8 protein-coding genes are annotated in these 8,366 nt (G+C 72.7%); 2 read left to right on the top strand and 6 right to left on the bottom strand.

Annotated features, from left to right (window positions below; translation table 11 throughout):
- Positions 1 to 417: Rossmann-fold NAD(P)-binding domain-containing protein (locus ESO86_RS07425; RefSeq protein WP_479722780.1), on the bottom strand; the 417-nt coding region annotated here is incomplete at its 3' end.
- Between the two features lie 100 nt (positions 418 to 517).
- Between ESO86_RS07425 and ESO86_RS07420 the strand changes: the two genes are divergently transcribed.
- Positions 518 to 1,090 carry a hypothetical protein gene (locus tag ESO86_RS07420; RefSeq protein ID WP_129234329.1) on the top strand — a complete coding sequence of 191 codons (573 nt, stop codon included), beginning with the start codon at positions 518 to 520 and terminating at the stop codon, positions 1,088 to 1,090.
- A gap of 16 nt (positions 1,091 to 1,106) precedes the next feature.
- On the opposite strand, the gene ESO86_RS07415 is transcribed toward ESO86_RS07420, so the two are convergent.
- The 5 genes from ESO86_RS07415 to ESO86_RS07395 form a co-directional block, all read right to left on the bottom strand.
- Entirely contained in the window at positions 1,107 to 2,543 is a 1,437-nt protein-coding gene (locus ESO86_RS07415) for a rhamnulokinase (RefSeq protein ID WP_129234328.1), read from the bottom strand.
- On the bottom strand, positions 2,540 to 4,576 hold the full coding sequence (locus ESO86_RS07410) for a bifunctional aldolase/short-chain dehydrogenase (RefSeq protein WP_129234327.1): 2,037 nt from the start codon (positions 4,574 to 4,576) through the stop codon (positions 2,540 to 2,542). Before ESO86_RS07410 ends, ESO86_RS07415 begins: the two co-directional genes overlap by 4 nt.
- Before the next feature lie 29 nt (positions 4,577 to 4,605).
- Positions 4,606 to 5,457 (bottom strand): alpha/beta hydrolase, encoded by an 852-nt coding sequence (locus tag ESO86_RS07405; RefSeq protein ID WP_129234326.1) that lies wholly within the window; start codon positions 5,455 to 5,457, stop codon positions 4,606 to 4,608.
- A 99-nt stretch (positions 5,458 to 5,556) separates the two neighbouring features.
- On the bottom strand, positions 5,557 to 6,714 hold the full coding sequence (gene rhaI / locus ESO86_RS07400) for an L-rhamnose isomerase (protein ID WP_422836481.1): 1,158 nt from the start codon (positions 6,712 to 6,714) through the stop codon (positions 5,557 to 5,559).
- A 5-nt stretch (positions 6,715 to 6,719) separates the two neighbouring features.
- Positions 6,720 to 7,121 (bottom strand): L-rhamnose mutarotase, encoded by a 402-nt coding sequence (locus tag ESO86_RS07395; RefSeq protein WP_129234324.1) that lies wholly within the window; start codon positions 7,119 to 7,121, stop codon positions 6,720 to 6,722.
- Between the two features lie 128 nt (positions 7,122 to 7,249).
- On the opposite strand from ESO86_RS07395, the gene ESO86_RS07390 reads away from it, so the two are divergent.
- Positions 7,250 to 8,257, top strand: a complete 1,008-nt coding sequence (locus ESO86_RS07390) for a LacI family DNA-binding transcriptional regulator (RefSeq protein ID WP_129234323.1) — start codon at positions 7,250 to 7,252, stop codon at positions 8,255 to 8,257.
- Positions 8,258 to 8,366 lie beyond the last annotated feature (109 nt).

Below are 8,366 nucleotides of genomic sequence, written 5' to 3'. Positions count from 1 at the left end.
GTGCCGGGCGGGCGCCCAGCGGCCCTCGTCGGCCGCGCGCACGAAGTCGGGGATGCCGCGCTGCGCCGCGATCGCGAGCCCGACCGCGAGCTCGGCCGTCGAGGTCTCGTGCACGGATGCCGCGTTCGCGAACACGTGTCCGGCCGGCAGCGCGTCGGGCACGTCGTCGTACCCGATCGACTGGGACTGCACGAGCCCGACGTCGAGCCCGTCGAGCACGCCGAGTCGCGCCGAGGCGCCCATGTAGGGCGGGACCGCGATGCCGATCCGGCGGCCGGACGCCTCCGGCGGCGGCGGACCGGCCATGTCCCACTCGACCAGGTCGACGCCGTCGGGCACGCCGCCGGGAGTCCGCTCGAGCGCGCGGCGGAGGGTCGCGCCGGGCACGGTGACGAGGAGGTTCGCGTGGTCGGTCATGCCTCGATCCTTCCAGCGTCGGCGTCGTTCACGGCAACGGCTCGTCCCGGGCGCGCACGGTGCGCGCGACGAGCACCGCACGGTCGCTACGATGGCCGGCATGGACGAGCCGGATCCCGCGGGGACCACCGACCGGGCCGCGCCGCGAGGCCTGCGGCGTCGACGCCGCGGGCCCGACGACCCGCCGATCGAGGAGATGGCCGAGGCGCTCAAGGAGCGGGTCTACGCGACCTTCACCGGCCTCGCGATCGTGCTCGTGCAGCACGAGAACGCCGACCACATCTCCGCCGGACGAGCGACCCTGACGCTGCTGGTCGGCATCGTCGCGATCACCGCTGCGGGCTTCGTCGCCGACGTCGTCTCCCACCTGGTCGTGCACGCCGACTTCCCGCGTGGACGGGAACTCGCGCGGATGGGCCGCGTCGCCGGGTCCGCGCTGGGGTCGGCGTCCATCCCGCTGATCCTGCTGGTCCTCGCCGTGCTCGGAGTGTTCGAGCTCCAGGGCGCGCTCACGGCGGCGTCGATCGTCTACATCGTCACGCTCGCGCTCATCGGCTACGTCGCGGTGCGCCGGACCCGCCTGACCTGGTGGGAACAGCTCATCGGGCTCGGCATGCTCGCGCTGCTGGGCCTCGCCGTCGTCGGCCTGCAGCAGCTCGCCCACGGTCACTGACTCCGCCCGGCCGTCCTCAGCGCGCCGCGGGCTCGTGTCGGCGGGGCGCGAACGCCTGCGCGACGAGCGCTCGGAGGGACTCGAGGTCGCCGGCTGCGAAGCCCTGCGCACGCGCCTGGACGAGCACGTTGCCGATCGCGGTCGCCTCGACCGGCCCTGCGAGCACCGGGATCCCGGCGCGGTCGGCCGTGCGCTGGCAGAGCAGCTCGTTGAGCGCGCCGCCCCCGACGACGTGGATCGTCGCGATGTCGACGCCCGACAGGACGGAGGCGGTCCGCACGGCGTCCGCGAAGGCCTCCGCGAGGCTCTCGACGATGGAGCGGGCGAACTCCGCGCGGCTCTGCGGCACGGGCACGTCGTGCTCGACGCACCACTCGGCGATGCGTCCGGGCAGGTCCCCGGGAGCGAGGAATCGCGGGTCGTTCGCGTCGAACACCGCGACCTCGCCGGTGACGGATGCCGCGGCCGCGAGCAGCCCCGGAAGCTCGACCCGTTCGCCGTCGCGCTCCCACCATCGCACCGACTCCGACAGCAGCCAGAGTCCCATGACGTTGTGCAGGAACCGCACGCGCCCGTCGACGCCGCCCTCGTTCGTGAAGTTCGCCTCGCGCGCGGCATCCGTCGTCACGGGGTGTTCGAGCTCGACGCCGACGAGCCCCCACGTGCCGCACGAGATGTAGGCCGCCGACTCGGCCCGCATCGGCACCGCGACGACCGCCGACGCGGTGTCGTGCGATCCCACGGCGACCACCTCGATGCCCGCAGGCGCGCCCAGGTCCGCCGCGACGTCGGCGCGGAGCGCTCCGAGCGGGGTCCCCGGGTCGACGAGGGGTGCGAACACGGATGCCGGGAGCCCGAGCTGCGCGATGAGCTCGTCGTCCCACTCACCCGTCGCGACCTCGACGAGCCCGGTCGTGGAGGCGTTCGTGCGCTCGGCGACGCGGGTGCCCGTGAGCTCGAACCCGATGAGGTCGGGCACCAGCAGGAGCGAGTCGGCGAGGTCGAGCCATCCGCCCGCCCGTTCGGCAGCGAGCTGGTACACGGTGTTGAACGGCAGGAACTGCAGGCCGTTCCTCCGGTACAGCTCGGCGAACGGCACGGTCGCGTGCACGGACTCGACCGCCGCGTCGTTCCGGGCGTCCCGGTAGTGGAACGGCTCGCCGAGCAGGCGCCCGCCGCGGAGCAGGCCGTAGTCGACCGCCCACGAGTCGACCCCGATGGAGGCGACCGAGGGCTCGCGACGGAACGCGTCGGCGAGGCCGCTCGCCAGGTCGCGGTACAGGCCCGTGAGGTCCCAGTGCAGGCCCGACGCCATGCGCACCGGGCGGTTGGGGAACCGGGCGACCTGGTCGAGCTCGAGCCGACCGGCGGACTGGTCGACGCGCCCGACGATGACCCGCCCGCTCGTCGCGCCGAGGTCGACCGCGGCGACGGCGCCCCCGCGCTTGCTCATCGGAGGAAGGCCGCGGCGACGCCGGAGTCGACCGGGATGTGCAGGCCCGTGGTGCGGCTGAGCTCGGGGCCGGTCAGCACGTAGACCGCGTCGGCGACGTTCTCGGGGACGACCTCGCGCTTCAGGATGGTGCGCTGCGCGTAGAACTTGCCGAGATCCTTCTCCTCGACGCCGTAGGTCGCGGCGCGGTTCGCGCCCCAGCCCGCGGCGAAGATCCCGGAGCCGCGCACGACGCCGTCGGGGTTGATGCCGTTGACGCGCACGCCGTGCTCGCCGAGCTCGACCGCGAGCAGTCGCACCTGGTGGGCCTGGTCGGCCTTGGTCGCCGAGTACGCGATGTTGTTCGGGCCGGCGAACACCGAGTTCTTCGAGGAGATGTAGATGACGTCGCCGCCCATCTGCTGTTCGACGAGCGCCTTCGCGGCGGCCTTCGACACGAGGAAGGAGCCCTTCGCCATCACGTCGTGCTGCAGGTCCCAATCCTGCTCGGTGGTCTCGAGCAGCGGCTTGGAGAGCGAGAGGCCCGCGTTGTTCACGACGAGGTCGATGCCGCCGAACGCGAGCACGGTCGCGTCGATCGCAGCCTGCACGCCCTCGGCGTCGGCGACGTTCGCGGCGACGCCGATCGCGACGTCGGTGCCGCCGAGCTCGGCCGCGGCGGACTGCGCCTTCCCGAGGTCGAGGTCGGCGACCACGACGCACGCGCCCTCGGCCGCGAGCCGGGTCGCGATGGCCTTGCCGATGCCGGAGGCTGCGCCGGTCACGAACGCGATCCGGCCCTGGTGGGTCTTGGGCTTGGGCATCCGCTGGAGCTTGGCCTCCTCCAGCGCCCAGTACTCGATCCGGAACTTCTCGGCGTCGGAGATCGGGGTGTAGGTCGAGAGCGCCTCGGCGCCGCGCATGACGTTGATCGCGTTGACGTAGAACTCGCCGGCCACGCGCGCGGTCTGCTTGTTCGCGCCGTAGCTGAACATGCCGACGCCCGGCACGAGCACGATGAGCGGGTCGGCGCCGCGGATCGCGGGGGAGTCCTCGGTCGCGTGCGCGTCGTAGTACGCCCGGTAGTCGTCGCGGTACTCGGCGTGCAGCTCCCGCAGGCGGGCGAGCTGCTCCTCGACGCTCGCCGTGGCGGGCAGGTCGAGGATCATCGGCTTGACCTTGGTGCGCAGGAAGTGGTCGGGGCAGCTCGTGCCGAGGGCGGCGAGCTCGGGCGCCCGCTCGGCGGCGAGGAAGTCGAGCACGACGTCGGAGTCGGTGTAGTGGCCGACCATCGGCCTGTCGGTCGAGGCGAGGCCGCGGATCGTGGGCGCGAGCGCGGCGGCACGCGCGTGCCGCTCGGCCTCGGGGAGCGCCTCGAACCCGCTTCGGACGCCGCCGAACGGCGCCTCCGCGCCGTGCTCGGCGATGTACGCCGCGGCGGTGTCGATGATCCACAGCGAGTTGGCCTCGGACTCCTCCGATGTGTCGCCCCACGCGGTGATGCCGTGGCCGCCGAGGATGCAGCCGACCGCCTGCGGGTTCTGCGTCTTGATCTCGGCGATGTCGAGGCCCAGCTGGAAGCCCGGGCGACGCCACGGCACCCAGACGACCTTGTCGCCGAACGCCTTCGCGGTGAGCTCCTCGCCGTCGGCCGCGGTCGCGATCGCGATGCCCGCGTCGGGGTGCAGGTGGTCGACGTGCGCGGCGTCGACGAGGCCGTGCATCGCGGTGTCGATCGACGGGGCCGCGCCGCCCTTGCCGTGCAGGCAGTAGTCGAACGCGGCGACCATCTCGTCCTCGCGGTCGACGCCCGGGTAGGTGTCCACGAGCGCGCGCATGCGATCGAGGCGGAGGACCGCGAGACCCCGCTCCTCCAGCGTGCCGAGGTCGCCGCCGGATCCCTTGACCCACAGCAGCTCGACGGGCTCGCCCGTGACCGGGTCGGTGTCGGTGCCCTTGGCGGAGGTGTTGCCGCCGGCGTAGTTCGTGTTCTTCGGGTCGGCGCCGAGGCGGTTCGACCGCGCGATGAGGTCGGCAGCTGCCGGGTTCGTCATGAGGGGATTCCTTCGATGGGATGCGGTGGTCAGGGGTGGTCGGGGGCGACGGTCGCTGCCGCCGTTCGCGCGCGCGTCGCGGACAGGTCGCCGATCCAGCCGACGGCACGGTCGACGGTGGCGGATGCCGCGGGCTCGTCGGGCCGGTTGAGGTGACCGTGCTCGGTGCCGGGCTCCGTGACGAGCATGACGGGCACGCCGGCGGCGACGAGCGTGGCCGCGAAGGCCTCGCCCGAGACGCGGAGCTCGTCCGCCTCGCCGTTGACCATCAGCACGGGCGGGAAGCCCGTGACGTCGTGCGGCATGGCGCGGCCCGGCACGGCGGGGAGCGGTGCGTCCTCGACGGGCCCGCCGAGGTAGTCCTCGTACATGGCGCGCACGCGTGCGGGCCCGAAGCGGTCGGCGGCTGGGTTCTGGTCGAGCATCGCCCGGAGCGCGGCATCCGGTGCCGGCTGCACGGCGAGGAGCGTCGGGTAGGCGAGGAAGACGCCCGCCGGGACCGGTGCGGCGCCGTCGAGCGCCCGGAGCACGGCGCCCGCCGTGAGGTTGCCCCCTGCGCTCGCGCCGCCGGCCACGATGCGCGCGGCGTCGATGCCGAGGTGCGCGGCGTGGGCGGAGGTCCAGCGCCACGCGGCGAGCACGTCGTCGGACGGGTCGGGATAGCGGCATCCGCCGCCCGCGAGCAGATAGTCGATCGAGACGACCGTGACACCGCGTGCGGCGAACGCGCGCGCGACCCAGTCGGCCTCGGGCATGTCGAGGTCGCCCGCGACGAATCCGCCGCCGTGCGCCCAGACGAGGGCGGGCGTCGTGCCGGCGCCCGGGGCGTCTGCGGGGTAGACGCGAACGAGTCCGTCCGCGGAATCGTACGGCGTGGTCATGATCGCGTCGTCCTCTCGGGTGCGCTGGTGGTCGGGGGTGGTTCGCGGATGCCGGGGCCGGGGCATCACCCGGCATCCGCGACCGTCTCGGGGGCGGGGTCAGGCGCCCCAGCCGGCCTGCACGCCGCCGACGCGCTCCTCGGCGATCTTCGCGAGGTAGCCGGACTCGGCGAACGCGGCCATCGGGTCGGCCGCCAGGCCGCGCGACTCGCGCCATTCCGCGAGGGCGGGCCGCACGTCGGTGTAGAAGGCGTCCATGAAGATGCGGTTCGCCTCGAGCACGTCGCCCGAGACCTGCGCGGCTCGCAGCGCGTCGGTGTCGACGAGCAGGGCGCGGGCGGTCATCTCCTGGACGTTCAGCACCGAGCGGATCTGGCCGGGGATCTTGTCCTCGACGTTGTGGCACTGGTCGAGCATGAAGGCCACATCCGGGTGGTTGAGGCCGCCGCCGCGGGCGACCTCGTAGACGATGCGGAACAGCTGGAACGGGTCGGCCGCGCCGACGATGAGGTCGTCGTCGGCGTAGAAGCGGCTGTTGAAGTCGAACGAGCCGAGCTTCCCGAGGCGCAGCAACTGCATGACGATGAACTCGATGTTCGTGCCGGGCGCATGGTGGCCCGTGTCGAGGCACACCATCGCCTTGTCGCCGAGCGCCGCGACCTGGGCGTAGCTGGTGCCCCAGTCCGGAACGTCGGTGTGGTAGAACGCCGGCTCGAAGAACTTGTACTCGAGCACGAGCCGCTGCTCGTCGCCGAGGCGGTCGTAGATCGTCCGGAGGGACTCCTGCAGGCGGTCCTGGCGGCCGCGGAGGTCGGCCTGGCCCGGGTAGTTCGAGCCCTCGGCGAGCCAGATCTTGAGGTCGCGGCTGCCGGTGGCGTGCATGATGTCGATGCACTCGAGGTGGTGGTCGATCGCCTTCTGCCGGACGGCGGCGTCCTCGTGGGTGAGGGCGCCGAACTTGTAGTCGTCGTCCTGGAACGTGTTCGAGTTGATCGTGCCGAGCGAGACGCCGAGGCCCTCCGCGTGGGCGCGCAGGTCGTCGTAGTCGTCGACCTTGTCCCACGGGATGTGCAGGGCCACGGTCGGAGCGAGCTTCGTGTAGGAGTTGACCTGCGCGGCATCCGCGATCTTCTCGTAGGGGTCGCGGGGCGTGCCCGGGGTGCCGAACACCTTGAAGCGGGTGCCCGAGTTGCCGAACGCCCAGCTCGGCAGTTCGATCGCCTGGAGCTCCAGCTGGTCGAGGACGGTCTGCGGAATGGTGCTCACGAGTCGCTGCTTTCTCTGCGGGTGGTGACGGATGCCGCGTCGCGGTCGAGCGCGGCGAGCTGGTCTTCGAGGTGGAACACCTCGGGAAGTCGGGGGGCGCCCTGGTCGGGGCGTGCCCCGTCGAGCGCGACGAAGAACTCGGCCATCTCGGCCTCCCACGGCGCGGTGCGCGGGTCGTCCGCGAGGGCGGCCTGGGCCGCGTCGTCGTCATCGACCTCGTAGTAGCCGATGAGGAGGCCGTCCTCGCGGAGGAAGAGCGAGTAGTTGCGTCGACCGGATGCCTCGATGGCCCGGAGCATGTCGGGCCAGACCGCGGCGTGGCGTTCTCGGTACTCGTCGAGGCGAGCGGGGTCGACCTGCAGCTGGAAGCAGACCCGCTGCGCGGTGCCAGTGCTCATCGTCGAGCCCTCCGTTCATCGTGAATCGTTTCAAAGATAGATCACCTTCACGGAGCGCGCAAGTGGAATGCGCTTGCCCGCATGACTTCCGCGCACGCCTCGTAGACTCCGACGCGGAGGGGAGTCCGATGGCAGTCAGCGTGCGCGAGGTCGCGGCAGCGGCATCCGTCTCGGTCGGCACCGTCTCGAACGTGCTCAACCGGCCCGAGAAGGTCGCGCCCGACACCGTCGCGCGCGTGCTCGCGGCGATCGACGAGCTCGGCTTCGTCCGAAACGACGCCGCCCGCCAGTTGCGCGCGGGGCGAAGCCGCTCGATCGGCCTCGTCGTGCTCGACGTGCGCAACCCCTTCTTCACCGACGTCGCGCGCGGCGCGGAGGACCGCGCGGCCGAGGACGGGATGACCATCCTCCTCGGCAACAGCGACGACAACCCCGACCGCGAGCGCGCCTACCTCGACCTCTTCGAGGAGCAGCGCGTGCACGGCGTGCTGATCTCGCCCCGCTCCGACGACCTGCCGCGCCTCGAACGCGCGCGCTCGCGCGGGGTGCCCGTCGTGCTCGTCGACCGGGAGGCGCCCGACCGGAGCTTCTCGTCGGTCGCGGTCGACGACGTCGTGGGCGGGGCGATGGCCGTGCGGCACCTCGTCGAGTCCGGCCGCCGCCGCATCGCGTTCGTCGGCGGGCCCTCGTCGATCCGCCAGGTCGCCGACCGCCTCGAGGGCGCGCGCCGCGCCGCTGCAGAGACACCCGGCGTGACGCTCGAGGTCGTCGAGACCTCGGGCACGACCGTGCTCGAGGGCCGCGCAGCGGGCGAGGCGATCCGCGACCGTGCGCCCGAGCACCGGCCCGACGCGATCTTCTGCGCGAACGACCTGCTCGCCGTCGGCGTGCTGCAGGCGCTCATCATGCTCGGCGACCTGCGCGTTCCGGGCGACATCGCGCTCATCGGCTACGACGACATCGACTTCGCGCAGGCGTCCGTCGTGCCGCTGTCGTCGATCAGGCAGCCCGCGTGGCTCATCGGCTACACCGCGGTCGACCTCCTGCTCCGTGAGGCACGCGACGGGTCCGACTTCGCGCCCGAGCAGGTGCAGTTCCAACCCGAACTCGTCGTGCGCGAGTCGACCGGCCGCTGACCCGGACGCGACCGTCGCCATCCGCGCGGTGACGCGCGTGGCGCGCGACGACGGAGGTCGGCGTCAGGCGCCGGATCGCCGCGCGTGCGGACGGGCTCGCGCAGGGGTC

The sequence above is a fragment of the Agromyces binzhouensis genome (assembly GCF_004135055.1).
GTDB classification, from domain to species: domain Bacteria; phylum Actinomycetota; class Actinomycetes; order Actinomycetales; family Microbacteriaceae; genus Agromyces; species Agromyces binzhouensis.
Note: the sequence above shows the minus strand (reverse complement) of the source record. Positions and strands in the feature narration are given on the sequence as shown.